This is a genomic window from Streptomyces luomodiensis (assembly GCF_031679605.1).
GTDB classification, from domain to species: domain Bacteria; phylum Actinomycetota; class Actinomycetes; order Streptomycetales; family Streptomycetaceae; genus Streptomyces; species Streptomyces luomodiensis.
On record NZ_CP117522.1, the window covers coordinates 2,462,058 to 2,489,020 of the forward strand.

Sequence of the window (26,963 nt, forward strand, 5' to 3'; positions counted from 1 at the left end):
GTCCGGGTGACCCGGTGGCGAAGGCGCGAGTGAGACGTCAGGGTACGCGAGTCCCCGCGCGGACCGTGTGCCGCAGGTCATGTTGGGCCCATCGCCCGGATGGCTTACGGAGGCGTACGTTCCGCACTTCCCCTTTTGTCCCCCGTCGCTCTGCCGTTCCCCGCCGTCCCTCCCGTGTCCTCACGGTGGCTGTTTTCCGTTCGTCCGCCGTTGTCCACAGCCCCCGCGGGCGGTCGTCCACAGCCCCCGCGAACAGCGCGGACCATCCTTGATAATCGTCGCCGTGACTGATCTCGCCCCGACCGACTGCGCGCCACCCGGCGACGGCGGCAGACCGGGCCGCACCACCGGCCCCACGCCGCGCCAGGCCGCTTCGGCGTTGCTCGCGTATGCGGGGACGCGCCTGCTCGGGCTGGTGGTTCTCGCGGTCTGGGGCGCCTTCGCGGACAAGAGTCCGCACCAGCTGCTCGCGGCCCGCTGGGACGCGCTGTGGTACACCCGCATCGCCGAGGAGGGGTACGGCTACGCGCTCCGGCTCCCCGACGGGGCGGTCCACTCCGACCTCGCGTTCTTCCCCCTGCTCCCCGCGCTGGAGCGAGTGATTTCAGCCATAGCCCCGCTGACCGCGGCCGACGCCGGCCTGCTGGTGAGCTGGGTCACGTCCCTGCTCGCCGCCTGGGGGATCTTCGCGATCGGCGATCTGCTCCACGGCCGGCGGGTGGGCCTCACGCTGGCCGCGCTGTGGGGCGTGCTGCCGGTCGGGATCGTGCAGTCGATGGCGTACTCGGAGTCGCTCTTCACGGCACTGGCCGCCTGGGGGGTGTACGCGGCGCTGACCCGGCGGTGGCTGTGGGCGGGGCTGCTCGCGGCGCTGGCGGGGCTCACCCGGCCGGTGGGGGCGGCGGTGGTCGCGGCGGTCTGGGTGGCGGCCGCGGTGGAGCTGCTGCCCGGCGGACGGTGGCGGCGGGCGGGAGGAATGGATCGGGGCCTGCTCGCGGGCGTCGTGCTCGCGCCGCTGGGCTGGCTCGGCTATGTGACCTGGGTGGCCTTCCGGACCGGAAGCGTCACCGGCTACTTCGACGTCCAGAACGGCTGGGGAAACGGCTTCGACGGCGGCCTGGCCTTCGCACGCTTCATCGGCGGGCTGCTGACCGGCCCGCCCTTCGTGGACGGGCTCGGCCTGCTGCTCGGCGTCGGGGCGCTGATCTGGCTCTACGCCCGCTGTGTGCGGCAGCGCCAGCCGCTGCCGCTGCTGGCCTACGGCGGGGCGGTGCTCGTCCTGGCGCTGACCGCGAAGGGGTACTTCGGCTCCAAGCCCCGGCTGCTGCTCCCGGCCTTCCCCCTGCTGCTGCCGGCCGCGGTCGCCCTGGCCCGGCTGCGGCCGGGGCGCGCCGCGCTGGTGCTGGGCTCGGCCGGGCTCGTCTCCGCGCTGTACGGGGCCTTCTGGCTGCACGGCTCCGGGCCGCCGTGATCCGACCGTCCCGGCCGGATCGCCGAGCGCCCGCGGAGAGCCGCGTCCGGCCGCCCGGCGACGCCCGGGGAAACAACGAGGAACGCCTCGGCTAATACGCGATAAACACCCCCTGTAAGAATTCCATAAAGGCCCTGGGACACGCCCATTGCAAGGGCGGGTCACAAAAGTCCGGGAGCTCGCGCATTCCTGGGAAAGGGCACGGCCAAAAGCCGTGGGCGAGACGCACTCCACATCACATCGTCATCACAAAGCGACCTGATCGACCGAACCCGCCTGTCACGCAATGTAACGTCGATTAGGTGCGTACCGAAGACAGGCTCCCGGCGACCGAGGAGCGACGGCCCGATCTCATGCGACCACGCATGACCCGAACGCGCTTCTGGCTGCTCGGGACCACCATTGCGGTCTACGCGGCGACCGTGATCGGGGTGCTCACCACCTCATGGCTGGTGGAGCTCGACTGGCAGGTGATGCTCTTCCGGCCCTACAAGCAGTGGCCGGAATTCCACACCTTCCTGGACTATTTCGTCGTCATGGGCCAGCGCGGCCCGACCGCGGTGGCCGTCGCCGCCTGGCTGGGGTGGTGCTGCCACCGGCAGCGCACCCTGCGGCCGCTGCTGGTGCTGGGCACCTCCCTGCTGCTGCTGAACGCCACCGTGGGCGCGGTGAAGCTCGGCTTCGGCCGGCTCGGTCCGCACTACGCGACCACCGTCGGGTCCAATGAGATGTGGCGGACCGGCGATATATTTCCTTCCGGTCACACCGCGAACGCCGTGGTCACCTGGGGCGTGCTCGCCTATCTGGCGACCACCCCCCTGGCCCGCAGAGTCGCCTCGCTGATCGCCGCGGGCTTCGCCTTCGGCGTCGGCATGACCACCGTCTACCTCGGCACCCACTGGCTGAGCGATGTGGTGCTGGGCTGGGCGGCCGGGGTGCTGGTGCTGCTGGCGCTGCCGTGGCTGGAGCCGGCCATGGCCCGTGCCGAGGTGCTGCTGCTGACCGTGTGGCGCCGGGTGCGCGAGCGCCGGGCGGCCGCGCCGGTGCCCACCGGGCCGCCGGTCGCCGGGACCCCGCTGGCCACCCCGCGCGCCGCCCGCGACGACGAGCTGCCCGCCCGGGAGACCGTGGCGGTGATCCGGCCGGCCGCGGCGGCCGGCCGCGGCCCCGACGGACGGCCGCACCACCCGGTCCGCCAGCACACGGTACGCTCCGAGCGCACCCCGGTCACCCCGGTCGGCAGCCGCCGGCCGCCGCACGCCGACCGGGTGCCGCGCACCACGGCGCCCTTCGGCCCGCCCGCCGGCCGCGGCCGGACGCCCGCGGGGGGCTGAGCCGCCGCACCGGGCCGCGGGGCGGTACGCACACCCTTCCCCGCGCCGGCCGGTCGATCCGCCACACCACGGCCCCGGACGCTCCGCCGAGAGCGTCCGGGGCCGTGGTGCGTCCGGGGCACGTGACGTGTCCGGACAGGTGACGTGTCCGGACAGGTGGCGCGTCCGCGCAGGGCGGCGGGCGCGCCTCGGACAGCCGGGCCGGACCGGGCCGGTCAGCCGCGCCAGCAGCGCTTCACGGTGCCGTCGTCCACCTCGAAGTCGATCCGCCCGCGCACGTACTCCATCGTGATGATCGCGCCCGGCGGAAGCGACCGTACGGTGGTCCAGCCGCGGGCGCGCGCCCTCTCCTCGGCGGTACGGGCATCGAGACCCACATAGCTGTCGAGATCGTCGTCGGGTTCGGCCGGAAGGTTCGGTACAGGTCCCATGACAGCCACCGTAGGTGGCTCCATACGAGTGGCAAACCCGGAGTGCCCATGGACTGGCACCGCCTCATGTGCCTCGCGTCCGCCATTCGTCACACTTGTGTCACAGAAAACACGCCCGGGTTTGTCGGCGACTTCGTCACTCTTCCGGGGCTTGTGTTGACGTCTCGAAGATGACGGCGAGTTTCCGTCGATATCCCGCGCCAAACCACCGGCTCCGGTATGGACGGCGGGCCTTGGCGAGATCTTTCGAACAATTCGCACAGCTGCCGGAAAAGCGATGTCCGGACCCTCCGGAACACACACTTCCGCCACACATCGCCGAAGCCGAACCCGAAGGCCGGAGCCGAACCCCAAGGTTTACGCCCAGCCGGACGCGGTACCCGCCGCCACCGGAGACCACATGACTGACACATCCGATGAGACCCCCGAGAAGACGGCGGCCGGCGACCTGACCCCGCTGGCACTCCTGCGTGCCGCCCGTGAACAGCTCGTCGAGCTGACGGGCCTGGCCCCCGAGTCCGTGCCCCGCCTGGAGCGGACCGACGAGGGGTGGGTGCTGGAGGCCGAGGTGGTGGAGCTGGCCCGGGTGCCGGAGACGATGAGCCTGATGGCGCTGTACGAGGTGAGCCTCGACCCGGACGGCATCCTCACCGGATACCGCCGCCTCCGCCGCTATGAGCGCGGACGGAGCGACCGCGCCTGACGGCGGGAGCCCCGGACGCCCACGAAACCCGAGACCCGAAACCCGAGAGGAGCACATCCGACATGACCACTGTTGTCCCGGCACAGCAAACCAGAAGCGGTGGCGGCTCCAGCGGCCTGTACGACGTCCTGGAACTCATCCTCGACCGGGGGCTGGTGATCGACGCGTTCATCCGCGTCTCCCTCGTCGGCATCGAGATACTCAAGATCGACGTCCGGGTCGTGGTGGCCAGCGTCGACACGTATCTGCGGTTCGCCGAGGCGTGCAACCGGCTCGACCTGGAGTCGGGGCCGAACAAGTCCCCCGGACTGCCCGAGGTCGTGGAGGGCATCACCGAGGGCGGTGCGCGTTCCAAGACCAAGGGCGCCCTCTCCGGCGCGGGCGAGACCGTCTCCAAGGCCGCCCAGTCCGTGGCCGAGGCGATCCGGCCGGCGGAGGAGGACGACGAGGAGCCGCGCCGCCGGCGTCCGGCCCGTAAGGCGGCGCCGAAGAAGTCCGAGGAGTCCGCATGAGCACGTATGTCTACGGCATCGCGCGCGGTGAGGTCGCGGATCTGGACGATCGGCTGACCGGCATCGGTGACCCCCCGCTGCCGGTCCGGGCGCTGAACGAGGGCGAGCTGGCCGCGATCGTCAGCGACTGCCCGGCGGAGCTCAAGCCCCGGCGGCGCGATCTGCTGGCCCATCAGCACGTGCTGGCCGAGGTGAGCGGCTCCCATCCGGTGCTGCCGATGCGCTTCGGCAGCGTGTCCTCCAGCGACGAGGACGTCCGCAGCGTGCTGGCCGAGCACGCCGACCGCTACCAGGACCAGCTCAGCCGGCTGTCCGGCCGGGTGGAGTACAACGTCAAGGCCGTGCACGACGAGGACGCGGTGCTGCACCAGGTGCTCGCCGAGGAGCCGGACCTGCGGGTGATGGCGGAGGCCAACCGCGCGGCGGGCGGCGGCACCTACGAGGAGCGGGTGCGCTTCGGCGAACGGGTGGCCGAGGCGGTACGGGCGCACGAGGTGCGGGACGCCAAGCTGGTGGAGGAGGCGCTGGCCCCGACGGCCGAGGACGTGCGCCCCGGACCGGAGAGCGGCGGCTGGTTCCTGAGCCTGTCCCTGCTGCTGGACAAGGACGCCGCTGATCCGCTGCTGGCGGCGGCCGCAGATCTGGAGAAGGCCCATCCCTGGCTGAAGCTGCGGCTCAACGGCCCGCTGCCGCCGTACAGCTTCGTCGAGTCCTGATGCTGATGATCGGCTGGGTGCTGAGGCAGGTCGTGGCCGCCGCGGAGCGGGAGTACTACGACCCGGCCAACATCCAGCGCGCCCTGGCCGATCTGGAGAACCGGCTCGACCTGGGCGAGATCGACGAGAAGGAGTTCGAGCGGCAGGAGGACGCGCTGCTCGACCGGTTGGAGGAGGCGCGCCAGTGGGCGAACGGGACTCTGTGACCACCCGGGGCGGTGTGGCCCCGACGGCCGGCGCGTATGGCTCTCCGGCCTCGTCGTTCGGCTCCTCGGGATCGTACGGGGTGGCCAACCGGGGCGAGGGCGGGGCCAACCTCGCCGACATCCTGGAGCGGGTGCTCGACAAGGGCGTGGTGATCGCGGGCGATATCCGCATCAATCTGCTCGACATCGAACTTCTCACGATCAAGCTGCGGCTGATCGTGGCCTCGGTCGACAAGGCGAAGGAGATGGGCATCGACTGGTGGGAGCACGATCCGTCGCTCTCCTCCCGCGCCCGGACCGACCGGACCGAAGTGACCGCCCGGACCGACCGGACCGACCGGACCGAAGTGACCGACCAGGCCGCCCGGACCGACCGGACCGAGGTGCCCAGCGGGGAGAACGAGGAGAAGACCGCATGACCGAAGGACTGCGGTACGCCTACGCGGTGGTACGCGACACCGGTACGCCGGACGCCGCCGCGGACGTGCTCGCCGCCCTGGAGGGGGTGCCCGGAGTGGCGGGCGAACCGGTGCGCGCCGTACGCCATCTGGGCCTCGCCGTCCTGGCGGGCACCGTGCCCGCCGAGCACTTCGACGAGGGCCCGCTGCGGGAGCGGCTGGAGGACATGGCGTGGCTGGAGCGGGTGGCGCGCGCCCATCAGCGGGTGGTCGACACCGCGGGCGCCGAGTCCTGCGTCATACCGGTCCGGCTGGCCACCGTCTGCCGTGGTGAGGAGGGGCTGCGGCGGATGCTCGCCGACGGGCGGGAGCGGTTCGCCTCGGCGCTGGACCGGCTGGAGGGCCGGGTCGAATGGGGCGTCAAGGCCTATGCCGAGGCGCCCCCGCCCGAGGAGCCGCCCGCCGGGGAACCGAACGCTGCGACCGCCCTGTCCGGCCGTGACTACCTGCGCCGCCGCAAGGCACAGCGGCGCGCCGCCGAGCAGCGCTGGGGCCATACGGAGGAGGGTGCGCGGCTGGTGCACGACACCCTCGCCGGGCTGGCCGAGCGGCACCGGCTGCATCCGCCGCAGGACCCGAAGCTGTCGGGGGTGTCCGACCGCAATGTGCTGAACGCCGCGTATCTGGTACGGCGCGAGGACAGCGCCGGTTTCGCCCAGCGGGTCGGTGAGCTGGCCGGGCGGGCGGCCGGGCTGCGGGTGGAGCTGACCGGCCCGTGGGCGCCGTACTCCTTCACCGCCCCTGACGAGGCCGAGGGCGCGGGGGCCGGCGGATGACGACGGCCCCGTCCGGCCGCCCCCTGGCCCATCAGCGGATCGCCCTGGTGGATGTGTTGGACCGGCTGCTCGCGGGCGGAGTAGTGATCACCGGTGATCTGACCCTGCGGATCGCCGACGTCGATCTGGTCCGTATCGATCTGCGCGCGCTCATCAGCTCGGTGAACGCCAATGTGCCGTCGCCCTGGGAGGAACCATGAGCGGAACCGTGAGCCACAAGCTGGAGCTGGACCAGGACACCGTCGAGCGTGACCTGATGAAGCTGGTGCTGACCGTCGTCGAGCTGCTGCGCCAGCTCATGGAGCGGCAGGCGCTGCGCCGGGTGGACCAGGGCGACCTGACGGAGGACCAGGAGGAGCGGATCGGGCTGACGCTGATGCTGCTGGAGGACCGGATGGGCACCCTCTGCGAGCGCTACGGCATCGCGCCCTCGGAGCTCAATCTGGACCTTGGGCCGCTCGGTCCGCTGCTGTCCCCGGGGGAGTGACGCTCAGGGCAGCCCCACGGTTCGCCGCAGCCAGCGGGCGATCACGACGGTACCCGTCCAGGACCGAGACCCGCCCAGGACACGTAAGGAGCCTCGATGGCGACAGACACCGCGCGGGCCGTCGGTCCGGTCCGGGTGTCACGGCAGGGCAGTGTGCTCGTGGACTGGCTCACCACCACCGACCACAAGAAGATCGGGCATCTGTATCTGATCTCGTCCTTCGGCTTCTTCCTGGTCGGAGGCGTCCTGGCGCTGGTGATGCGCGCGGAGCTGGCCCGCCCGGGGCTCCAGATCCTCTCCCAGGAGGAGTTCAACCAGGCGTTCACCCTGCACGGCACGATCATGCTGCTGCTGTTCGCCACCCCGGCCTTCGCGGGGTTCGCCAACGAGATCATGCCGCTCCAGATCGGCGCGCCGGATGTGGCCTTCCCCCGCCTCAACATGCTGTCGTACTGGCTGTATCTGTTCGGCGGGCTGATCGTGGTGGCCAGTCTGCTGGTGCCGGGGGGCGCCGCGGACTTCGGCTGGACCGCCTACGCCCCGCTCAACAGCGCGATCCGCTCCCCCGGTATCGGCGCCGATATGTGGATCATGGGGCTGGCGCTGTCCGGCTTCGGGACGATCCTGGGCGCGGTGAACTTCCTGACCACCATCATGGCGATGCGGGCGCCGGGGATGACGATGTTCCGGATGCCGATCTTCACCTGGAACACCCTCTTCACCTCGATCATGATCCTGATGGCGTTCCCGGTGCTGGCGGCGGCGCTGCTGGCGCTGGAGGCGGACCGGCGGTTCGGGGCGGTGGTCTTCGACGCCCGGTACGGCGGACCGCTGCTGTGGCAGCACCTCTTCTGGTTCTTCGGCCATCCCGAGGTCTACATCATCGCGCTGCCGTTCTTCGGCATCATCACCGAGATCATCCCGGTCTTCTCCCGTAAACCGGTCTTCGGCTATGTGACGCTGATCGGCGCGACCATGGCCATCACCGGACTGTCGATGGTGGTCTGGGCCCACCACATGTTCGCCACGGGGTCGGTTCTGCTGCCCTTCTTCTCCCTGATGTCCTTTCTGATCGCGGTGCCGACCGGGGTGAAGTTCTTCAACTGGATCGGCACCATGCTGGGCGGCTCGGTGTCCCTGGAGGCGCCGATGCTGTGGGCGGTCGGGTTCCTGGTGAGCTTCCTCTTCGGGGGGATCACCGGCGTCATCCTGGCCTCACCGCCGATGGACTTCCATGTCACCGACACCTACTTCGTCGTGGGCCACTTCCACTACGTGGTCTTCGGCACCGTCGTCTTCGCGATGTTCGCGGGGTTCTACTTCTGGTGGCCGAAGTTCACCGGGAAGCTGCTGGAGGAGCGGCTGGCCCGGATCCACTTCTGGACGCTGTTCGTCGGCTTCCACACCACCTTCCTGGTGCACCACTGGCTGGGGGTGGAGGGGATGCCGCGCCGCTACGCCGACTATCTGGCGGCGGACGGCTTCACCGCGCTCAACACCGTCTCCACCATCGGCTCCTTCCTGCTGGGCATGTCGACCCTGCCGTTCCTCTACAACGTCTGGAAGACGGCCAAGTACGGGAAGAAGACCGAGACGGACGACCCCTGGGGGTTCGGCCGCTCCCTGGAGTGGGCGACCTCCTGTCCCCCGCCCCGGCACAACTTCACCACCCTGCCGAGGGTCCGCTCCGAGTCGCCCGCCTTCGATCTGCACCATCCGGAGGTGGCCGGCCCGGAGCAGGAGAAGGACCAGCAGCTGACGCCGCGGGGGGCGATCGGCCCAGGGCCCGAGCCAGGCGGTCCCTGAGCCTCGAGCCCCCGCCGAAGCCCCCGTCAGGATCAGACCGACGCCTCGATCCGCACCGCCAGGTCGTTGCCGCGGGTGTAGTACGGCCGGGCCTGTACCTCCCCGTGCGGGCCCGTGACCGTCCGCGGCGGATAGGTGAAGATCTCCTTCTTGTCCGCGATGTCGTCCAGGATGCGGGCGAGCCGCGCCGGGGCCATGCTCCCGTCCGCCGGGCGCAGCCACAGGTCCCACACGTCCGCACCGCCGTCCCAGCTCCGCGCCAGCTCGGGGTAGGAGAGCGTGAAGGAGAAGTCCGGGCCGTCCACCTCCAGCGGCGCCGTCCGCACCGGGGCGGTGCCCCCGCGGCGACGGGCCTCGACGACCGCCTCGGCCAGCCAGTCGGAGGGGTAGGCGACGCGGTGCAGCCGCCCCCGGACGGTCATCGTGTCGTCCCCCAGGCGGATCTCCCCGGCCTCGGCGTGGGGCGCCCGCCGCCAGCTGCGCAGCGACAGATTGCCGTGCTTGGTGGCGTACGGGATGCGGACGGACAGCGGGGAGGTGCTCGGCCCCGGCCGGCGGTCGACGAGCGAGCGCAGATCGTTCAGGCCCGGGGCGAGCCGCCGCGGCTCCGCGTCCCCGTACGCCACATGGACGTCCCAGCGGCCCTCGGGCAGGGCGACGGTGCTGGGCAGGGCGGCCTGTAGCCGGCCGTCCGCGGTGGGGCCCAGCGGCAGCCGCACCTCCCCGTCGGGGGCGTCCGCCGCGCCCCGGCGGAGCAGCACCAGCGCACCGCTCCAGTCGTCGTGGCCGCCGGGGGCGGGACGGGCTCCGTCGGCGATGTGGAAGGTGAGCCCGCCGGCCGAGTCCGCCACGCAGTCGGCGCGAGCCGGGGCGGTCCCGTCGGCCTCACTCATCCCGTCCTCCTTCAGGTGCTGGGCTGCCTCCGCTGTTGCACTCATGCGACACGCACCTTCCGCAGGGAGTCCTTGGTGGTGAACGCGCCGCTGAGCAGGGAGCCGCGGGTGCGGTGCCAGGACTCCCGCAGTCCGCTGCGGGCGATCAGACCGGAGAACAGCGTCTCGTAGCGCCCGGCCACCCGGGAGGGGTCGAAGCGGGCCGAGTCCTTCAGCGCCGCCTGTCCCATCTGCTGGCGCAGCTCGTCGTTGTTGATGAGGTCGAGGAGGGCGGCGGCGATGGCGTCGCTGTCGCCGGTGGGCACGAGCCGGCCGTCCACGCCGTTGTCGATGATCTCCGCGGGTCCGTGCGGGCAGTCGGTGGCCACCACGGGAAGGCCGCAGCGCATCGCCTCCACGATGGTCATGCCGAACGACTCCAGGCTGGAGGTGACGGCGGCGATGGAGCCCTTGGCCCACTCGGGGTCGAGCGGATTGGCCGGACCCATCAGGAAGACGTGGTTGTAGAGGCCGAGCTGGTCGATCAGGGCGCGCAGCTTGGCGTACTGGGCGCCGCCGCCGTAGATCCGCAGCCGCCAGTCCGGGCGGGCCGCGCTGACCTTGGCGAACGCCTGTATCAGCAGGTCGTAGCGTTTGACCGGGGCCAGCCGGCCGGCCGCGACCACCCATTTGCCGGTGCCGTCCGCGGGCGCCAGACCGGGCTCGGGCACGCTGTTCGGCACCGCCTCGATCCGTACGCCGGGCAGCCGCATCTGGTCGCGGTAGGTCTGCGCGTCGGCCTCGGTCACGGTGGTCACCGCGTCCAGCCGGGGGTAGACCGCGCGCAGGGCCCGCTTCAGCCCCTTGGAGTGGGTGCTGAGCGTCAGATGTTCCTGGCCGACCCGTACCGGACCGCGGCGGGCCTCGCGGGCGATGTGGACGTTGAGCCCGGGACGGGTTCCGACAACGATATCGGCGTCCAGCCGGCGCAGATGGTCCGCGATACGGCGGTCGGTGAGGGCGCTGTACTGCTTGTAGCGGCCCTCCGCCGCCGGGAAGACCCGGGCCGGGCGGCTGTGGTCCGGGTCGTCGCCGTCGTAGGACGGGCTGTTCTTCCGGATGTCCACTAAGTGGCTGAGCCGCACATGCGGACCGGGATCGAAGAGCGGCTGGTCGCGGTGGCGGAATACCGACACGATCTCCACATCGTGCTGTTCCCCCAGGGTGCGGGCGAGGTTGTACGTGGTCCGGATCGTCCCGCCGATCCCGTACGCGTTATGAATCAGGAAAGAGATGTGCATCCGGCCCCGTATCCCACTGCTTCCCCGCGGACGGGTCTCGTCCGCCTACCACGGTGTTAGACGGCGAAAAGTGGGACAGGGTTGGGCGTCATCACCTTCTTGTGTCCCAACAGATGTGAAATCGGTAGCGACTTGAGGGAACCATCCGGCCCGACGGGCCATCAGGCCCCGGCGCGGCCCAGGGCGCGTGACCCCCGCCCCGCATGGCCCGTTGTCTACGTATGAGCCGGGAACCGCCCGGCTCACACCGAGACCGAGGAGCCACCCGTGCCGCGCATGCTCGACGTCAGCGATGACGTACGCGCCGAGATCGGCGACGAAGAAGCCGACCGGCTGCTCGCCGGGGACAACGCCCCGGGCGCTTACGACTGCACGTCCTGCCGCACGCCCGGCAACACCGAGCAGGAGCGGACCAGCACCGTGCTCTTCGTGGGCCAGGAGACGGCCGTGCTGGCCTTCGCCCACGCCACCTGCGTGCCCTCCCAGGTCGTCCCGGTCTCCGAAGAGCAGTTGCGCGGCGCGGTGCGGTCCATCACGGGTGAGGACGCCGCGCCGCTGACCGCCGAGGCCCCGCCCGCACCGCCCGCGCCATCCGTTTCCGTACCGCACGCCTCCGTACCGCACGCTTCCGCGCCGTACATCCCCGCCCCGGCCGCGCCACTCGCCCCCGCCTCGCACACCTCCGCGCTGCTGACCGCCGAGGCGCCGCACGCGCCGGTGGCCCAGCAGGCGGTGCTCGGGGTGACCAGCGGGGTGGTGCTGGTCGGCCAGGAGGCGTGCCCGGCGCTGGTGGTGGAGCCGACCGCGCCGATCGTCCGCCCCGGTTCGGCCGGGCACGCCGACGACTTCCTCCAGCTCCTCATCGAACAGGGCTTCGCCCCGGTGGTCGATCTGGGCCGGCCGCCCGCGCCCAACCCCGGCTGGTCGGTGCTGCTGGCCATGGGGCGGCTGCACGCGGTGCTGATGCCGGGGCCGAACGGCGGCGGCCCGGTGGCCTGGTGGCAGGCGCACAGCCCGATGCCGCTCAGCGACGGCTGGCGGAGCGCCGTCGGCCGCTCCCGGAAGGTGCTGATCTACGGCGCGGCGGCGGGCACGATCGGCACCCAGCCGCGCGAGGACCAGCTGCGCGCGGCGCTGGACCGGGCCGCGGCGCGCGGTGCGCTGGTCGGCGCGTCGATGCCGCTCGCGGGCACATGACCGCCATGGCCGCCGCCGTCCCGGAGCTCCCCCCGCAGCTCCCCCCGGACCTCACCGACCCTTGGTGGGCAGCCCATTCGCCACCGATGCCGCATCCGACGGGCGGCCGGGTCGTTGGCACATACGTGCACGCATACGACCTCTCCTACCGCTCCCCCTCATACGGCTGCATTCCGGCCATGCGCCCCGCGCTGGAGGCAGCGCCCGACCCCTGGCGCCACTCCGCCACGCCGATCTACGACGCGTTGTACGCGGAGTACCGCAGGCTGTTCCGGGCGCTGCCCGGCGACCGTTCGGACGAGGAGAACATGGAGTTCGTGGCGTTCGCCGCCATCGGCCGGCCCCGGGGCCTCACCGGCGGCCACGGCCGCCCGGACAGCCACAGCGCGGCGTGGCACACCGACGAGCTCTACTACCGCGGCTACGTCCCCGCCCTGCCGCCCGGCCGCGGCGAGGAGCAGGGGCACACCTACTGACCCCGGGGGCACACCCACCGGCCCCGGGCACACCCACCGGCCCCCGCGCCCGCCCGCCGCACGGGCGGAAGGCGCGGGCCCGGCCGGGAGCCGGGACGGGCTGACCGGCGCGCGGCCGCTACTTCTTGCGGCCGCGCTTCTCGCGCACCCGCACCGAGATCTGCAGGGGCGTCCCCTCGAAGCCGAACTCCTCGCGCAGCCGCCGCTCGATGAAGCGGCGGTAGCCGGCCTCCAGGAAGCCCGAGGCGAACAGCACGAACCGCGGCGGCCGGGTCCCGGCCTGCGTCCCGAACAGAATCCGCGGCTGCTTGCCGCCGCGGATCGGATGCGGATGGGAGGCGACGATCTCACCGAGGAAGGAGTTGAGCCGCCCGGTCGGAATCCGGGTCTCCCAGCCCGCCAGCGCCGTCTCGATCGCCGGGACCAGCTTCTCCATGTGGCGGCCGGTGCGCGCCGAGACGTTCACCCGCGGCGCCCACTGGATCTGCCCCAGCTCGGTCTCGATCTCGCGCTCGAGGTAGTAGTGGCGCTCCTCGTCGAGGGTGTCCCACTTGTTGTACGCGATGACGAGCGCGCGCCCGGCCTCGACGGCCATCGAGATGATCCGCTGGTCCTGGACGCTGATGGACTCGCTGGCGTCGATCAGCACGATCGCGACCTCCGCCTTCTCCACGGCGGCCGCGGTGCGCAGCGAGGCGTAGTAGTCCGCGCCCTCCTGGAGGTGGACCCGGCGGCGGATACCGGCGGTGTCGACGAACTTCCAGGTGATGCCGCCGAGTTCGATCATCTCGTCGACCGGGTCGCGGGTGGTGCCCGCCATCTCGTTGACGACCACCCGCTCCTCGCCCGCGACCTTGTTGAGCAGCGAGGACTTGCCGACGTTCGGGCGGCCGATCAGGGCGACCCGGCGCGGTCCGCCGACCGTCGCCCCGAAGGTCTGGGCCGGGGCCTCGGGCAGCGCCTCCAGCACCGCGTCGAGCATGTCGCCGGTACCGCGGCCGTGCAGCGCGGAGACCGGGTACGGCTCGCCGAGGCCGAGCGACCACAGCATCGCGGCGTCCGCCTCACCGCTGGGCCCGTCGACCTTGTTGGCGCACAGCACCACGGGCTTCCCGGCCCGGCGCAGCAGCTTGACCACGGCCTCGTCGGTGTCGGTGGCGCCGACCGTCGCGTCCACGACGAACACCACCGCGTCGGCGGCCTCGATGGCGAACTCGGCCTGGGCCGCCACGGACGCGTCGATGCCGAGCACGTCCTGCTCCCAGCCGCCGGTGTCGACCACCTTGAAGCGGCGGCCGGACCACTCGGCCTCGTAGGTGACCCGGTCGCGGGTGACCCCGGGGCGGTCCTCCACGACCGCCTCACGGCGGCCGAGGATGCGGTTCACCAGGGTGGACTTGCCGACATTGGGGCGGCCGACGACGGCCAGCACCGGCAGCGGGCCGTGCCCGGCCGCGGCGAGGTCGCCCTCGACCTCCGTCAGGTCGAAGCCCTCTTGCGCGGCGAGCTCCATGAACTCCGCGTACTCGGCGTCGCCAAGCTCCCCGTGCTCGTCGCCGCCGCTGTGGATCTGGTCGTTCATGAAGATTTCCTCGTCGTCCCTCAGTGCCGCGGGCCGCCGCTATGGGCTCGCGGGTCTCATGTCTGGTCTGGGCGCCCGGTCAGCCGCCGGGCGGCGTCCAGATGCGCGCCCAGCCGCTTCCGGATGCGCTCGGTGGCCTGGTCCAGGGCCGCCCGGGTGCGCCTGCCGCTTCCGTCCCCCGCCTCGAAGGGGTCGCCGAACACCACGTCGATCCTGCCGCGCAGCCGGGGCAGCGCCCTGGTCCGCCCGTCGCCGCGCGGCTCGGCGGTGCCGAGCACCGCCACCGGCACGATCGGCGCACCGGAGCGCACGGCGAAGTACGCGAGCCCCGAGCGCAGTGAGGCGAAGTCGCCGTCGCCCCGGGTGCCCTCCGGGAAGATGCCCAGCACCCCGCCGCGCTCCAGCACCCCCAGGGCCTGGCCGATCGCGGTGCGGTCGGCGCTGGTGCGGTCCACCTTCAGCTGCCCGATACCGCGCAGGAACGGGTCCAGCGGGCCGGTGAACGCCTCCTTCTTGACCAGGAAGTGCACCGGCCGCGGCGAGGTGCCGATCACCATCGGACCGTCGACGTTGTGGGAGTGGTTCCCCGCGAGGATGACGGGCCCGGCGGACGGGACGCGCCAGGCGCCCAGCACCCGGGGCCGCCACAGCCCGTACATCAGGCCGATGCCGATCCGCCGGGCCGCGGCGGCCCCGGCCGCGCTGGGAAGTGCCGCGTCGGTGGCGCTCACGCCGCGGTCCGCTTCTCCTCGACGAGGGTGACGACGCACTCGACGACCTGGTCGAGGGTGAGGTCGGAGGTGTCCACCTCGACCGCGTCGTCCGCCTTGGCGAGCGGTGATGTCTTACGGCCGGAGTCCAGGGCGTCCCGCTTGGCCAGCGCGGCCTGGGTGGCGGCCAGGTCGCTGGCCTCCTTGCCCTTCAGCTCGCCGTTGCGGCGGGCCGCCCGGACCTCCGGGGAGGCGGTCAGGAAGATCTTGAGGTCGGCGTCCGGGAGGACCGTGGTGCCGATGTCCCGGCCCTCGACCACGATGCCGCGCGGCGCCTCGGCGGCGATGGTCCGCTGCAGCTCGGTGATCACGGCCCGCACCTCGGGCACCGCGCTGACCGCGCTGACCCGCGAGGTGACCTCCTGGGTGCGGATCGGCCCGGAGACGTCGGTGCCGTCGACGGTGATCGTCGGGGCGGCCGGGTCGGTGCCGGAGACGATGGTGGGCTTGGCGGCGGCGTCGGCCACGGCGGCGGCGTCCTCGACGTCGATGCCGTTGGTCACCATCCACCAGGTGATCGCCCGGTACTGGGCGCCGGTGTCCAGGTAGCCCAGGCCCAGCTTGGCGGCGACGGCCTTCGAGGTACTGGACTTGCCCGTGCCTGCGGGGCCGTCGATCGCGACAATCACTGCTGCCGGGGCGGTCCGGGCGGCGGTTTCCACGGTGACAGACACCTTTCATGTGCACGGGGCTGAGTTGAACGGGGGCAGGTGAGCCTCGGACAAGGTTACTGGCTTCGTCCGGGCGGCTTCGCACCGCTGGGGGACGGCCCCCGGAGCCGGGGCCTGCGGCGGCCGTCCCGCACCGCTACTGCCGGATGGACCAGCCCCGCTCCCGCAGCGCCTTGGTGAGCGCCGGGGCCGCCGAGGGCTCGACCATCAGCTGGATCAGACCGGCCTGCTGTCCGGTGGTGTGCTCGATCCGGACGTCCTCGATGTTGACGCCCGCCCGGCCCGCGTCGGCGAAGATCCGGGCCAGCTCGCCCGGCTGGTCGCCGATGAGCACCGTCACGGTCTCATAGGCGGCCGAGGCGGCGCCGTGCTTGCCCGGCACCCGCTCGCGCCCGGCGTTGCCCCGGCGCAGCACGTCCTCGATACCGGCCGCGCCGTGGCCGCGCTTGGCCTCGTCGGCGGACTGGAGCGCGCGCAGCGCCCGCACCGTCTCGTCGAGGTCGGCGGCGACGGCGGCGAGCACATCGGCGACCGGGCCGGGGTTGGCGGAGAGGATGTCGATCCACATGGCGGGGTCGGAGGCCGCGATCCGGGTCACGTCGCGGATGCCCTGCCCGCACAGCCGCACGGCCGTCTCATCGGCGTCCCTCAGCCGCGCGGCCACCATGCTGGACAGCAGGTGCGGGGTGTGCGAGACGAGCGCCACCGCCCGGTCGTGGGCCTCGTCCTCCATCACCACGGGCACGGCCCGGCACAGCGCGACGAGCTCCAGCGCCAGGTTGAGCACCTCGATGTCGGTGCCGCCGGTGGGTGTGAGCACCCAGGGCCGTCCCTCGAAGAGGTCGGCGGTGGCGGCCAGCGGCCCGGAGCGCTCCCGGCCCGCCATCGGATGCGTGCCGATGTAGCGGGTCAGATCGCAGCCGAGGGCCTCCAGCTCACGGCGCGGGCCGCCCTTGACGCTCGCGACGTCCAGGACGCCGCGGGCCAGGCCGCGGCGCAGCGCGTCGGCCACCGTGGGGGCCACGTGGGCCGGCGGCACGGCCACGATCGCCAGGTCCACCGGCCCGTCGGGCTCGCCTTGCGTCCCGGCGCCGAGCGCCTCCGCGGTGCGGGCCTGGTCCGCGTCGTGGTCGGCGAGGTGCACCTGGACCCCGCGGCCGGCCAGGGCCAGCGCGGCGGAGGTGCCGATCAGGCCGGTGCCGATGACGAGGGCGGTTCTCATTGGGCGATGTCCTTGCGGAGGGAGGCGGCGGCGCCGAGGTAGACATGGGCGACGTCGGACTTGGGCAGGGGCGTCTCGACATGCGCCAGGATGCGGACGACCCGGGGCATGGCCCCCTCGATGTCCAGCTCCTGGGCGCAGATCAGCGGTACGTCGGTGATGCCGAGCTTGCGGGCGGCGACCGCGGGGAAGTCGCTGTGCAGATCGGGGGTGGCGGTGAACCACACGCTGATCAGGTCGTCGGGGTCGAGGTCGTTGCGCTCCAGGATGGTGGTCAGCAGCTTTGAGACCCGCTCGTGCATGTGCTCCGGCTCGTCCCGCTCCAGCTGGACGGCCCCGCGGACCGCTCGTACCGCCACGTCTCGCTCCCTGTCGCGCTGTGCCCGTCTGCGTCGGGCGCGGCCGCGTCGCGGGCCGCGCTCACGATCAGCCTAACGAGCGGGTCGGACAGACTCCCGGGGCGACCGCTGGGCGAGACGCGACGAGACCGGCGAGACGCGACGCGACGAGACCGAACGAGCCGCCGGCGGCCGGGCCGATCAGCGACTCGGGGGTCGTCAGCGGCTCTTGGACCGTCAGCGGCTCGGGGACCTCAGAGGTCGACCTCGCGCATCAGCATGCCGACCTCGGTGTTGGTCAGCCGCCGCAGCCAGCCGGACTTCTGGTCGCCGAGCGCGATCGGTCCGAAGGCCGTCCGCACCAGCTTGTCGACCGGGAAGCCGGCCTCGGCGAGCATCCGCCGCACGATGTGCTTGCGGCCCTCGTGCAGGCTCACCTCGACCAGGTAGTTCTTACCGGTGTTCTGCACCACCCGGAAGTGGTCGGCGCGGGCGTAGCCGTCCTCCAGCTGGATGCCGTTCTTGAGCCGCTTGCCGAGGTCGCGCGGGAGCGGGCCCTGGATCGCGGCGAGGTAGGTCTTCCTCACGCCGTAGCGGGGGTGGGTGAGGCGGTGGGCCAGCTCACCGTGGTTGGTGAGCAGGATGATGCCCTCGGTCTCGGTGTCGAGCCGGCCGACGTGGAAGAGCCGGGTCTCGCGGTTGGTCACGTAGTCGCCCAGGCACTGGCGGCCGTCGGGGTCCTCCATGGTGGAGACGACACCGGCGGGCTTGTTCAGCGCGAAGAAGAGGTACGACTGGGTGGCCACGGTCAGCCCGTCGACCTTGATCTCGTCCTTCTCGGGATCGACGCGCAGCCCCTGCTCGGTCACGATCTTGCCGTTGACCTCGACCCGAGCCTGGTCGATCAGGTCCTCACAGGCACGGCGCGAACCCATACCGGCGCGGGCGAGGACCTTCTGGAGCCGCTCGCCCTCCGGCTCGCCGAAGGTCTTGGGCAGTGTGATCCGCGGCTTGTCGTGGCGGGCGCGGTTGCGCTCCTCGATCTGCGCGTCGTACTCGCGCGGACGGGCCGGGGCCGACGTCCGGCCACGGCCGCCGCCTGCCTTGGGACCGCCCTTGGGGCCGCCCTTGGGACCCGCCTTCGGGCCGCCCTTCGGTCCACCCTTGGGACCCGCCTTGGGGCCCGCGCTCGGGCCGCCGCCCACGTCGTAGCGGCGCTCCTCGGGGCGGGGGCGGCCGGCGCGCTGCTGCTTCTCGTCGCGCCGGTTCCCCGCGCCCCGGTAGTTCTTGCCGCCGCTACCGCTGCCCCTGCTGTTCCTGCCGCTGCTTCGCATCACGTTTCCGTCTGAGAGTGGCCGCTGCCGGCTCGGTGTTCTACATCGTCGTGCGCTTCGTCGCCGTCGATGGCATCCGGATCGAACGACGGCACGCCCTCCTGGGACTCGCCCTCGACCGCGTCCGCCTCGGGGAGGAACGGCGCGAGCTCCGGAAGCTCCTCCAGGCCCCGCAGGCCCATCCGCTCCAGGAAGTAGTTCGTCGTCCTGTACAGGATCGCACCTGTTTCGGGTTCCGTGCCCGCCTCCTCGACCAGACCCCGCTGGAGGAGGGTCCGCATCACGCCGTCGCAGTTGACGCCGCGGACGGCCGAGACACGGGAACGGCTGACCGGCTGACGGTACGCGACCACGGCGAGGGTTTCCAAAGCGGCCTGGGTGAGCCGGGCCTGCTGACCGTCCAGGACGAACCCCTCGACGGCGGCGGCGTAGGCCGGGCGCGTGTAGTAGCGCCAGCCGCCCGCGACCAGCCGCAGCTCGAAACCGCGGCCCTGTGTCGCGTACTCGTCGGCCAGCTCGCGCAGCGCGTCCGCGACGGCGCGGCGCGGCCGCTCCAGCACCTTGGCGAGGTGCTCCTCGGTGGCGGGCTCGTCGACGACCATGAGGACGGCCTCCAGGGCGGGCTTGAGGTCCAGCTCGGCGACCCCGGAGAGCCCGGCGGGTGTCCGCTGCTCACTCAACTCGGTACCTCCTCCTTCTCGTTCGGGGGCGTGGCCGCCTCCTTACCGGGCGTGGCCGTCTCCTTACCGGGCCCGGCTTCCCGGGGCCGGGCCTTGCCCCGGGCCTGGGCCTCCTGGTCGAACTCGTCGGTCACCAGCGGCTGCCGCCCCTCCTCGCCCGTCCAGCGGACCATGAGCGACCCGAGCGCCTCCGGCTGGTCGAGCAGGACCGCGCGCTCCCGGTAGAGCTCCAGGAGCGCCAGGAAACGCGCGACGACCGTAAGGACGTCGGGAGCGTCCTCGGCGAGCGTGCCGAAGGTCGCCTCCCCCAGCTCCCGCAGCCGTGCGACCACCACCTCCGCCTGCTCCCGGACGCTGACCAGCGGGGTGTGGATGTGGTCGACGTAGACCTGTGGCTTGGGTTTGGGCTGCATCGCCTTGACGGCCAGCTTGGCGAAGCCCTCGGGGCCGATGCTGATGACGACGTCGGGGAGCAGCTCGGCGTGGTGCGGCTCCAGGCCGACGGTACGGGGGTGGCGGGTGGCCTCGGCGGCCAGCCGGTCGCTGAAGATGTCCGCGATCCGCTTGTACGCGCGGTACTGGAGCAGCCGGGCGAAGAGCAGGTCGCGCGCCTCGAGCAGGGCGAGGTCCGCTTCGTCCTCGACCTCGGCGGCGGGCAGCAGCCGGGCCGCCTTGAGGTCCAGCAGGGTCGCGGCGACGACGAGGAACTCGGTGGTCTGGTCGAGGTCCCAGTCCGGTCCCATGGCGCGGATATGGGCCATGAACTCGTCGGTGACCTTGGAGAGGGCGACCTCGGTGACGTCGAGCTTGTGCTTGGAGATCAGCTGAAGGAGGAGGTCGAAGGGACCTTCGAAGTTGTCCAGCCGCACGGTGAACCGATTGCCGTCGTCGTCACCGTTGACGTCGTCCTGGTCGCCTCCCTGGCTCTCCTGGCTTCCCGCGCGCCCTTCGGCCCCGTCGGCCCCCTCGCTCCCTTCGGCCCCGTCGGTCCCGGCCCCGGTCGCCTCCCCGCCGTGCCCGCCCGCCGAGGGCGTCATATCGACGTCGGCCCGTGCGTGCACCGGCTCTGGCTCGCCCGCCGCAGCGCCCTCACCATGGCCCCCGGCCGTCGCACCGCGCCCGGCGGGCGTGCCGCCCGGCACGGCCCGCTCCCCCGGGGCGACGATCCGTTCCGGGCGCGTGGTGCGCGGCTGAGCGTGGGTCCTCCGTCCGGCTCGGGTCTCCGCTTCCGTGGCCGGAGCGGCGGGCTCGGTCACCGCCGGGAACGCCTCGGGCCCGGCGGCCGCCTCGTAAGGGGCCTCGTGCGCCGCACGGGCGCCGTCCTGCGGCCCGTCGGCCGCCAGGGGCGGCGCGGCCGCCTCAGCCGTCGCCGGGTGCGGATCGGCCGTCGTCGTCGTACGTGTGGCGGGCTCGCTGCCCTGAGTGGCGTGGGCCGCTTCGGCGGGGTCCGTCCGCGGGGACGGGGCGTCCGACGCGGGGGGCGGCGCGGCGGGGTGCTGCGCGGAGGTGGTGGACCGGTCCGGCCCCGTGGTGTGCGGCCGGGCGCCGGGGCCTCGGCCGAGGGTGCGGCGAGGGGGGCGGGGCGGCGGGGCGGGGGCGTCGTTCGTCGGCATCGCGGTCCAGGGTGCTCAGGGCCGGGCGGGGCAGCCCGTACGACCGGGCAGGCTATCGCCCGGCCCGGTCAACGGCCGCGGAGGCGGCGCACCAGGATGCTCGCGTCGCCCCGCGACTCGAGGTCGGCGAGGACGACCGCGACCGCCTCGCGGACGATCCGGCCGCGGTCGACGGCGAGCCCGTGCTCGCCCCGGAGCACCAGACGTGCGTGCTCGAGGTCCATCAGCTCCTCGGCGGAGACATAGACCGTGATCTTCTCGTCGTGGCGCTCGCGCCCGCTGGGCCGCCGGTTCGCCGTACGGGCGCGCCGACGGGCCGGGGCGCTCTGCTCGGCCGCGGCCGAACCGGTCCGGGCCGGGCGGCCCTTGGGCCGGTCCCCGGCCGCGGGGCGCCGCTCGCCGACCGCGTCCTGGGGGGCCGCCGTCTCCCGTCCGGTGTGTTCGCCCGAGCCGGACTGCTCACCGTCCGGGCGCTGCTCCTGCCCTTCGCCCGGCTCGGTGCCCGCCTCGGGGCCCGCGGCGGGCGGGGGCACCCGGGGGCCCTCGCCGTTCGTCTGGCGGCGTCCGGAGGCGGGAGAGGAGGACTGGAGCGCCATCCCTCCCGTGGTGCGGAACAGTTCGTCGGCTCCCGGCAGACTCACTCGGCGTGACACCGGGCGAGCACCTCCCTGGCGAGCTGACGATAGGCGGCGGCGCCGACGGAGTTGGACGCGTACGTGGTGATCGGCTCACCCGCGACCGTGGTCTCGGGGAAGCGGACCGTACGGCCGATGACCGTGTGGTAGACGTGATCGTCGAACGCCTCGACCACTCGGGCGAGGACCTCGCGGCTGTGCACGGTGCGCGAGTCGTACATCGTGGCGAGGATGCCGTCCAGCTCCAGGTCGGGGTTGAGCCGCTCCTGGACCTTCTCGATCGTCTCCGTGAGCAACGCCACACCGCGCAGCGCGAAGAACTCGCACTCCAGCGGCACGATCACCTTGTGCGCGGCGGTGAGCGCGTTGACGGTGAGCAGACCGAGCGAGGGCTGACAGTCGATGACGATGTAGTCGTAGTCGGCCATCAGCGGCTTGAGCGCGCGCTGGAGGGTCGACTCCCGGGCGACCTCGCTCACCAGCTGCACCTCGGCGGCCGACAAGTCGATATTGCTGGGCAGCAGGTCCATATTGGGCACGGCCGTCTTCAGCAGCACCTCGTCGGCCGACATGCCCCGCTCCATGAGCAGGTTGTAGACCGTGAGGTCGAGCTCCATCGGGTTGACCCCGAGGCCGACCGACAGGGCGCCCTGCGGGTCGAAGTCGACGAGCAGGACCCGGCGGCCGTACTCGGCCAGGGCGGCGCCCAGGTTGATGGTGGAGGTGGTCTTGCCGACCCCGCCCTTCTGGTTGCACATCGCGATGATCTTCGCGGGACCGTGGTCGGTCAGCGGCCCCGGGATCGGGAAGTACGGCAGCGGGCGCCCGGTCGGGCCGATGCGCTCGCGGCGCTGGCGGGCAGCGTCGGGCGCGAGCGTGGCCGCGTATTCGGGGTCCGGTTCGTACTCCGCGTCCGGGTCGTAGAAGTGCCCGTCGGGGAGGTCGTCGTAGTCGGCGAAGCGGGCGGGATCCGTGCCCCCCTGGTCGCCGGCCATGGCGTTCACGTGATGGCCGTCCATGCTGTGGCTCTGGTGGGCTGTCGTCATGCTCTGGTGGGTTGCGAAGGTGCGGACAGCGACGGAGCCGACAGCCTCGAGCCCCGAGGGACCCTGGCCCCGCGCAGCCGATCCTGGTTGACCACCCCCGGGAGAAAATGTCGACTCATTCACAAGTCGTCCTACCTCCTTGGTGACCAGGAAATTTCTCTATAGGTCAGCGTGACACCATGCCGACGGTTGGCGACTCTATGGCGTGTCGGCGGTCCGCAGCAACACAATCCACCGGACACGGCATGATGTGTCGGCAATCGAACACCCCGATGTCAAGGGCGTGTGACCGGTGCCGCGGAGATTTCACCACCCCACAAAGCGTCTGAATAGTTGCCTTTAGGGCGAGTTGGCCGAGCCATGAGTCGCGCCCGATATGGGACACAGCGGACACGCCCGCGGCCGGGCCCCGCCCTACGGCAGAACCCGGCCGGATGTCCATCCTTGGCTTGTCGTTGACGGTCCGGGTTGACCGTCCGGCAACCGGAGTTCACCGGCCCGGACAACCGGAATTCACCCGCTCCGGCACCCCTCGGCCGATCAGCGACTCACCGATCGACGAGTCAGCCGATCAGCGCGCTCAGTTCGACGGCGGGCAGCTCGTGCGCCTCGGCGACCGGGCCGTAGACGACCTGCCCCTCATGGGTGTTGAGCCCCTTGGCCAGCGCGGCGTCCCGGCGCAGCGCGTCCCGCCAACCGCGGTTGGCCAGCTCCACGATGTACGGAAGCGTCGCGTTGGTGAGCGCGTGGGTGGAGGTGTTCGGAACCGCGCCGGGCATGTTGGCGACGCAGTAGAAGACCGAGTCGTGGACCGTGAAGGTCGGCTCGGCGTGGGTGGTGGGGTGGGAGTCCTCGAAGCAGCCGCCCTGGTCGATCGCGATGTCGACAAGGACACTTCCCGGCTTCATCCGGGACACCATCTCGTTGCTGACCAGCTTGGGCGCCTTGGCCCCCGGGATGAGCACGGCGCCGATGACCAGGTCGGCGTCGAGGACGGCCTTCTCCAGCTCATAGGCGTTGGAGGCGATGGTCTGCACCCGGTTGCCGAAGATCCGGTCGGCCTCGCGCAGCTTGTTGATGTCCTTGTCGAGCAGCGTGACGTGGAAGCCCATGCCGATGGCGATCTGGGCGGCGCTCCACCCGGAGACGCCACCGCCGATGACGACGGCCCGCGCGGCGGCCACCCCCGGCACCCCGGCGGGCAGCACACCGCGGCCGCCGGCCGACCGCATCAGGTGGTACGCGCCGACCTGCGGCGCGATCCGGCCCGCGACCTCGGACATCGGCGCGAGCAGCGGCAGCGCGCGGCCGGCGGTCTCGACGGTCTCGTAGGCGATGGCGGTGGTGCCGGACTCCAGCAGCGCGTCCGTGCAGGCCCGGGAGGCGGCCAGGTGCAGATAGGTGAAGAGCGTCTGGTCCTTGCGCAGCCGGTGGTATTCCTCCGCGATGGGCTCCTTGACCTTCAGCAGCAGGTCGGCGGCGGCCCAGACCTCGTCGGCCGTGTCGAGGATGCGCGCGCCGGCGGCGATGTACTCCTCGTCCGTGATGGAGGAGCCGAGGCCCGCGCTCTGCTCCACGACGACCTCATGGCCGCCTCGGACCAGCTCGTGCACACCAGCGGGGGTGATGGCCACACGGAACTCGTTGTTCTTGACCTCGCGGGGAATACCGACCTTCACGTCGATCACGGTCCTTGGATGGGGGGAACGGAACATATCGCCACAGCCGGTCATAGGCCGCCACAACATCGACCTTAGACAGGCAAACCGGAACGCGTCCGCATGCCGGAGACGACCGCAACATTCGCGGTACAGCCAGTCTAATGAAGGAGGTCACCCTGTCTAGCCTTGCAATGCATCAATCTTTTGGGAGACCGCTACTTGTTTCGTAGGTCGACTGGGTTTCCCTTGCCCTTCCCGAGTGACGGAACCATGTCGTCCGGTTCGGTCTCGTCGATCCTGCGGGCGGTGCTGCGCAGCGACCGCGCCACCGCGGGGTCCCCGCCCAGCCGGTCGATCGCGTCCGCCGCGTGGCGCGCCACATCGGCGTGCAGCCGCGTATCGCCGCAGGTCCGGGCGGCCGCGGCGGCCTCCGTCCAGATGCGCAGCGCCTCCCTCGGCCGGCCCGTGCGCTCCTGGGCGCCGGCGGCACCGCTGAGCGCCCGCGCGTACCCCGGCCGGTCCCCCGCCCGGCGGCAGGCGGCCGCGGCGGCCCGCCAGTCGCGCAGCGCCTCGCCCCACCGCCCGGCGTAGCCGTGGACGGTGCCGAGCCGCGCGTACAGCCGGGCGGCCGCGGGCAGATCGCGGCGGCTCAGCCGCAGCTCCAGGGCGCGTCCATACCAGTCGGCCGCCCGGTGCCAGTCCTCCAGCTCCTGGTACGTCCCGCCGATCGACTCCAGCGCCCGCCCGGTCGTATACGGATCACCCGAGGCGCGGGCGGCCTCCAGGGCGCTCTTGTAACGGGCGAGGGCCTGGTCCACCCGGCCCGCCCCGCCGTCCAGATCGCCGAGGTTCAGCAGCGCGGCCGCCCGCTCCACCTGCAGATCACGCCGCTTGGCCACGTCGAGCACCAGCTGATGCAGGCCGTACAGCTCCGGCGCGGCGCCCTCGGCGCCCCGGTGGGCGGTGAGGGCATGGGTCAGCGCGGCCACCAGACGGCGGGCCAGGGTGTCGAGCCGACCGGTCTCCACGGCCGTCCGGGCGGCCTCGATCAGCGTGGGCAGCCGCGCCTCGAGCCAGGCGGCCGCCTTCGCCGCCGACTCGAACCGCAGCGGCCTCGGCATCTCGGCCAGCCTCTTCCGGCCCGGCGAACCGGGGGGCTCGGCGGCCAGTCGGCAGGCGCGCAGCTGCCGTACGGTGCGCTCCAGCATCCGCGCCCGCGCCAGCTCCACCTCCGCCGGGCGCTCCACGGTCTCCAGCAGCTCCCGCAGCAGCGGATCGAGGCAGCCGGGCACCAGGTAGCGGCCGGGCTCGCGCGGGCGCAGCATCCCGTACGCGGCGAAGCCCTCCAGCGCCGCCTCGCCGTCCGCCACCGAGCATCCGGCCAGCGCGGAGGCGGTCTGCGCGTCGACCGATCCGCCGGGCGCGAGCACCAGCAGCCGCAGCATCCGGGCGGTGGCGGACGGCAGCGCGGCGTAGGCCAGCCGGAAGGCGCGGTTCAGCGGGCGCGCGCCATGGTCGGAGTCCCTCTCGTCCGGCGGCAGTTCGCGCAGCCGCGCCAGGACGTCGGCGACCGACGCCTGGGGACGGGCGGCGAGCCAGCCGCCGACCAGGACGAGCGCGGCGGGCTGGCCCGCGCACTCCTCGACCAGGGACTGCGCGGCCACCGGATCGCAGGTGATCCGGGTGGGACCGGCGTACTGCGCCAGCAGGCCGACCGCCGCGCTCACATCCAGCCCGCCCACCGTGCACGGCCGCACATCCGGCACACCGGTCAGCGGGCCGTGCGAGACGGCGACCACCAGGCAGCCGGGCTCATCCGGCAGCAGCGCGTCCACCTGCTCGGCCCCGGCCACGTCGTCGAGCAGCAGCAGCATCCGCCTGCCGTCGAGCGCCTCACGCAGCGCCGCGCTCAGATCGTCCTCGTCCGCCCCCGGCGGGGCGCTCGCCCCAAGCCGTCCGAGCAGCTCACGGGCGGTGCGCTCGATGGGGACCGGATCGCCGGCGGAGGTCGTCAGCCGGGCGCTCAGCACACCGTCGGGGTAGTCGTCGGCAAGCCGCCGGACGAGCTCCTCGGCAAGCGCCGTACGGCCCCAGCCGGGGCGGCCCGCGATCAGCAGCACCCGGCTGCGGGCGGCCTTACGGCCGGCGAGGGTGTCCAGGCCCGCGCGCTCGATATCGGCCCGCAGCGAGAGCAGCTCCCGCCGCCGCCCGGCGAACCCCCGCCCCACCGTGGCCGCCGCCGCGAACAGCACGGCCCGGGTCGCCCCGCTCCACACCCCGCCGTCCTGGCCCCCCGTGCGCCCGGCCGCGCCGCTCGCGGAGCGCTGCCGGGGCGGGGCGTCGGCAGGGGGTGTCCGGTCGTCCGGCGCCTGGTCCCGCGCCGGACGGTCCGCCGACGGACGGTCCTGTGACGCACGGTCCTGTGACGGACGGTCCTGCGGCTGCCGCCCGGGAGCGGAAGAAGCGGATGAAGCGGGCGCGGCGGGCGGCGGCTGCCGCTTCCGGGGGGCCGTCGGCTCCCCATCGGTGTCGACCGCCTGCTCCGCCACCGGCCCACTCCCGTCCACCTGCGCGTTCGAGCCCGTCGCGGCCATGCGATCGGGGTGACTATGAGCGTAGTTCACTCCGCGTCAGGTACCCGGCACTCCCGGCCCACAGCTCGCCC

General features: G+C 72.6%; 28 protein-coding genes. 13 read left to right on the forward strand and 15 right to left on the reverse strand.

Features of this window, described 5'->3' with window-relative positions:
- Nucleotides 1–283 precede the first annotated feature (283 nt).
- Together PS467_RS10490 and PS467_RS10495 are read left to right on the forward strand one after the other, a co-directional pair.
- A complete protein-coding gene (locus PS467_RS10490; RefSeq protein WP_432280563.1) occupies nucleotides 284–1,471 on the forward strand; it encodes a putative hexosyltransferase in 1,188 nt (395 codons plus the stop codon).
- A 302-nt stretch (nucleotides 1,472–1,773) separates the two neighbouring features.
- Entirely contained in the window at nucleotides 1,774–2,805 is a 1,032-nt protein-coding gene (locus PS467_RS10495; RefSeq protein ID WP_311035042.1) for a phosphatase PAP2 family protein, read from the forward strand.
- Between the two features lie 215 nt (nucleotides 2,806–3,020).
- Here the strand turns inward: PS467_RS10495 and PS467_RS10500 are convergent, their stop codons facing one another.
- On the reverse strand, nucleotides 3,021–3,236 hold the full coding sequence (locus PS467_RS10500; protein ID WP_268971173.1) for an I78 family peptidase inhibitor: 216 nt from the start codon (nucleotides 3,234–3,236) through the stop codon (nucleotides 3,021–3,023).
- A 400-nt stretch (nucleotides 3,237–3,636) separates the two neighbouring features.
- Between PS467_RS10500 and gvpO the strand changes: the two genes are divergently transcribed.
- The 9 genes from gvpO (at nucleotide 3,637) to ctaD (ending at nucleotide 8,900) form a co-directional block, all read left to right on the forward strand.
- Nucleotides 3,637–3,939, forward strand: coding sequence for a gas vesicle protein GvpO (gene gvpO / locus PS467_RS10505; RefSeq protein WP_268971174.1), 303 nt, complete (start codon nucleotides 3,637–3,639; stop codon nucleotides 3,937–3,939).
- A 62-nt stretch (nucleotides 3,940–4,001) separates the two neighbouring features.
- A complete protein-coding gene (locus PS467_RS10510) occupies nucleotides 4,002–4,451 on the forward strand; it encodes a gas vesicle structural protein GvpA (protein ID WP_311035043.1) in 450 nt (149 codons plus the stop codon).
- On the forward strand, nucleotides 4,448–5,167 hold the full coding sequence (locus tag PS467_RS10515; RefSeq protein ID WP_311035044.1) for a GvpL/GvpF family gas vesicle protein: 720 nt from the start codon (nucleotides 4,448–4,450) through the stop codon (nucleotides 5,165–5,167). Before PS467_RS10510 ends, PS467_RS10515 begins: the two co-directional genes overlap by 4 nt.
- Nucleotides 5,168–5,184: 17 nt before the next feature.
- Nucleotides 5,185–5,373, forward strand: a complete 189-nt coding sequence (locus PS467_RS10520) for a gas vesicle protein GvpG (protein ID WP_432280564.1) — start codon at nucleotides 5,185–5,187, stop codon at nucleotides 5,371–5,373.
- 80 nt (nucleotides 5,374–5,453) lie between these two features.
- Complete coding sequence (locus tag PS467_RS10525) at nucleotides 5,454–5,792, forward strand: gas vesicle protein (RefSeq protein ID WP_311039812.1); 339 nt, start codon at nucleotides 5,454–5,456, stop codon at nucleotides 5,790–5,792.
- On the forward strand, nucleotides 5,789–6,607 hold the full coding sequence (locus tag PS467_RS10530) for a GvpL/GvpF family gas vesicle protein (protein WP_311035045.1): 819 nt from the start codon (nucleotides 5,789–5,791) through the stop codon (nucleotides 6,605–6,607). Before PS467_RS10525 ends, PS467_RS10530 begins: the two co-directional genes overlap by 4 nt.
- Nucleotides 6,604–6,807, forward strand: coding sequence for a gas vesicle protein (locus PS467_RS10535; RefSeq protein WP_311035046.1), 204 nt, complete (start codon nucleotides 6,604–6,606; stop codon nucleotides 6,805–6,807). The genes PS467_RS10530 and PS467_RS10535 overlap by 4 nt, the downstream gene beginning before the upstream one ends.
- Complete coding sequence (locus PS467_RS10540) at nucleotides 6,804–7,094, forward strand: gas vesicle protein K (protein WP_311035047.1); 291 nt, start codon at nucleotides 6,804–6,806, stop codon at nucleotides 7,092–7,094. The genes PS467_RS10535 and PS467_RS10540 overlap by 4 nt, the downstream gene beginning before the upstream one ends.
- A 96-nt stretch (nucleotides 7,095–7,190) precedes the next feature.
- A complete protein-coding gene (ctaD, locus tag PS467_RS10545) occupies nucleotides 7,191–8,900 on the forward strand; it encodes an aa3-type cytochrome oxidase subunit I (RefSeq protein WP_311035048.1) in 1,710 nt (569 codons plus the stop codon).
- 32 nt (nucleotides 8,901–8,932) lie between these two features.
- On the opposite strand, the gene PS467_RS10550 is transcribed toward ctaD, so the two are convergent.
- Complete coding sequence (locus tag PS467_RS10550) at nucleotides 8,933–9,793, reverse strand: hypothetical protein (protein WP_311039813.1); 861 nt, start codon at nucleotides 9,791–9,793, stop codon at nucleotides 8,933–8,935.
- 41 nt (nucleotides 9,794–9,834) lie between these two features.
- Nucleotides 9,835–11,073 carry a glycosyltransferase family 4 protein gene (locus PS467_RS10555; protein WP_311035049.1) on the reverse strand — a complete coding sequence of 413 codons (1,239 nt, stop codon included), beginning with the start codon at nucleotides 11,071–11,073 and terminating at the stop codon, nucleotides 9,835–9,837.
- Nucleotides 11,074–11,340: 267 nt separating this feature from the next.
- Between PS467_RS10555 and PS467_RS10560 the strand changes: the two genes are divergently transcribed.
- Nucleotides 11,341–12,270: a DUF8842 C-terminal domain-containing protein gene (locus PS467_RS10560; protein ID WP_311035050.1), complete on the forward strand. Its 930-nt coding sequence runs from the start codon at nucleotides 11,341–11,343 to the stop codon at nucleotides 12,268–12,270.
- 86 nt (nucleotides 12,271–12,356) lie between these two features.
- Nucleotides 12,357–12,746 carry a hypothetical protein gene (locus tag PS467_RS10565; protein ID WP_311035051.1) on the forward strand — a complete coding sequence of 130 codons (390 nt, stop codon included), beginning with the start codon at nucleotides 12,357–12,359 and terminating at the stop codon, nucleotides 12,744–12,746.
- A 118-nt stretch (nucleotides 12,747–12,864) separates the two neighbouring features.
- Here PS467_RS10565 and der read toward each other — a convergent pair whose 3' ends face one another.
- The 12 genes from der to PS467_RS10625 form a co-directional block, all read right to left on the reverse strand.
- Nucleotides 12,865–14,328: a ribosome biogenesis GTPase Der gene (der, locus tag PS467_RS10570; protein WP_311035052.1), complete on the reverse strand. Its 1,464-nt coding sequence runs from the start codon at nucleotides 14,326–14,328 to the stop codon at nucleotides 12,865–12,867.
- A gap of 56 nt (nucleotides 14,329–14,384) precedes the next feature.
- The gene (locus tag PS467_RS10575; RefSeq protein WP_311035053.1) at nucleotides 14,385–15,059 is read right to left on the reverse strand and encodes a lysophospholipid acyltransferase family protein; all 675 of its coding nucleotides are present in this window, start codon (nucleotides 15,057–15,059) and stop codon (nucleotides 14,385–14,387) included.
- Nucleotides 15,056–15,760: a (d)CMP kinase gene (gene cmk / locus PS467_RS10580; protein ID WP_311035054.1), complete on the reverse strand. Its 705-nt coding sequence runs from the start codon at nucleotides 15,758–15,760 to the stop codon at nucleotides 15,056–15,058. Before cmk ends, PS467_RS10575 begins: the two co-directional genes overlap by 4 nt.
- A gap of 145 nt (nucleotides 15,761–15,905) precedes the next feature.
- On the reverse strand, nucleotides 15,906–16,991 hold the full coding sequence (locus PS467_RS10585) for a prephenate dehydrogenase (protein WP_311035055.1): 1,086 nt from the start codon (nucleotides 16,989–16,991) through the stop codon (nucleotides 15,906–15,908).
- Complete coding sequence (gene aroH / locus PS467_RS10590; protein WP_311035056.1) at nucleotides 16,988–17,350, reverse strand: chorismate mutase; 363 nt, start codon at nucleotides 17,348–17,350, stop codon at nucleotides 16,988–16,990. Before aroH ends, PS467_RS10585 begins: the two co-directional genes overlap by 4 nt.
- Nucleotides 17,351–17,583: 233 nt before the next feature.
- The gene (locus tag PS467_RS10595) at nucleotides 17,584–18,663 is read right to left on the reverse strand and encodes a pseudouridine synthase (protein ID WP_311035057.1); all 1,080 of its coding nucleotides are present in this window, start codon (nucleotides 18,661–18,663) and stop codon (nucleotides 17,584–17,586) included.
- Complete coding sequence (gene scpB, locus PS467_RS10600; RefSeq protein ID WP_268971190.1) at nucleotides 18,663–19,343, reverse strand: SMC-Scp complex subunit ScpB; 681 nt, start codon at nucleotides 19,341–19,343, stop codon at nucleotides 18,663–18,665. Before scpB ends, PS467_RS10595 begins: the two co-directional genes overlap by 1 nt.
- Nucleotides 19,340–20,956 (reverse strand): segregation and condensation protein A, encoded by a 1,617-nt coding sequence (locus tag PS467_RS10605; protein WP_432280565.1) that lies wholly within the window; start codon nucleotides 20,954–20,956, stop codon nucleotides 19,340–19,342. Before PS467_RS10605 ends, scpB begins: the two co-directional genes overlap by 4 nt.
- Nucleotides 20,957–21,024: 68 nt before the next feature.
- Complete coding sequence (locus tag PS467_RS10610) at nucleotides 21,025–21,609, reverse strand: hypothetical protein (RefSeq protein WP_311035058.1); 585 nt, start codon at nucleotides 21,607–21,609, stop codon at nucleotides 21,025–21,027.
- Entirely contained in the window at nucleotides 21,594–22,610 is a 1,017-nt protein-coding gene (locus PS467_RS10615; protein ID WP_020872375.1) for a ParA family protein, read from the reverse strand. The genes PS467_RS10610 and PS467_RS10615 overlap by 16 nt, the downstream gene beginning before the upstream one ends.
- A 590-nt stretch (nucleotides 22,611–23,200) precedes the next feature.
- Complete coding sequence (gene ald / locus PS467_RS10620; protein WP_311039815.1) at nucleotides 23,201–24,316, reverse strand: alanine dehydrogenase; 1,116 nt, start codon at nucleotides 24,314–24,316, stop codon at nucleotides 23,201–23,203.
- A gap of 197 nt (nucleotides 24,317–24,513) precedes the next feature.
- Nucleotides 24,514–26,892, reverse strand: a complete 2,379-nt coding sequence (locus PS467_RS10625; protein WP_311035059.1) for a tetratricopeptide repeat protein — start codon at nucleotides 26,890–26,892, stop codon at nucleotides 24,514–24,516.
- Nucleotides 26,893–26,963 lie beyond the last annotated feature (71 nt).

Excerpts from the sequence above, each read along its gene's own strand:
- PS467_RS10500 (WP_268971173.1), bottom strand. The coding sequence starts at position 3,236 with ATGGGACCTGTACCGAACCTTCCGGCCGAACCCGACGACGATCTCGAC.
- gvpO (WP_268971174.1), top strand. The coding sequence starts at position 3,637 with ATGACTGACACATCCGATGAGACCCCCGAGAAGACGGCGGCCGGCGAC.
- PS467_RS10510 (WP_311035043.1), top strand. The coding sequence starts at position 4,002 with ATGACCACTGTTGTCCCGGCACAGCAAACCAGAAGCGGTGGCGGCTCC.
- PS467_RS10515 (WP_311035044.1), top strand. The coding sequence starts at position 4,448 with ATGAGCACGTATGTCTACGGCATCGCGCGCGGTGAGGTCGCGGATCTG.
- PS467_RS10530 (WP_311035045.1), top strand. The coding sequence starts at position 5,789 with ATGACCGAAGGACTGCGGTACGCCTACGCGGTGGTACGCGACACCGGT.
- PS467_RS10535 (WP_311035046.1), top strand. The coding sequence starts at position 6,604 with ATGACGACGGCCCCGTCCGGCCGCCCCCTGGCCCATCAGCGGATCGCC.
- PS467_RS10540 (WP_311035047.1), top strand. The coding sequence starts at position 6,804 with ATGAGCGGAACCGTGAGCCACAAGCTGGAGCTGGACCAGGACACCGTC.
- ctaD (WP_311035048.1), top strand. The coding sequence starts at position 7,191 with ATGGCGACAGACACCGCGCGGGCCGTCGGTCCGGTCCGGGTGTCACGG.
- PS467_RS10550 (WP_311039813.1), bottom strand. The coding sequence starts at position 9,793 with ATGAGTGAGGCCGACGGGACCGCCCCGGCTCGCGCCGACTGCGTGGCG.
- PS467_RS10555 (WP_311035049.1), bottom strand. The coding sequence starts at position 11,073 with ATGCACATCTCTTTCCTGATTCATAACGCGTACGGGATCGGCGGGACG.
- PS467_RS10565 (WP_311035051.1), top strand. The coding sequence starts at position 12,357 with ATGCCGCATCCGACGGGCGGCCGGGTCGTTGGCACATACGTGCACGCA.
- der (WP_311035052.1), bottom strand. The coding sequence starts at position 14,328 with ATGAACGACCAGATCCACAGCGGCGGCGACGAGCACGGGGAGCTTGGC.
- PS467_RS10585 (WP_311035055.1), bottom strand. The coding sequence starts at position 16,991 with ATGAGAACCGCCCTCGTCATCGGCACCGGCCTGATCGGCACCTCCGCC.
- PS467_RS10595 (WP_311035057.1), bottom strand. The coding sequence starts at position 18,663 with ATGCGAAGCAGCGGCAGGAACAGCAGGGGCAGCGGTAGCGGCGGCAAG.
- PS467_RS10605 (WP_432280565.1), bottom strand. The coding sequence starts at position 20,956 with ATGCCGACGAACGACGCCCCCGCCCCGCCGCCCCGCCCCCCTCGCCGC.
- PS467_RS10615 (WP_020872375.1), bottom strand. The coding sequence starts at position 22,610 with ATGGACGGCCATCACGTGAACGCCATGGCCGGCGACCAGGGGGGCACG.
- PS467_RS10625 (WP_311035059.1), bottom strand. The coding sequence starts at position 26,892 with ATGGCCGCGACGGGCTCGAACGCGCAGGTGGACGGGAGTGGGCCGGTG.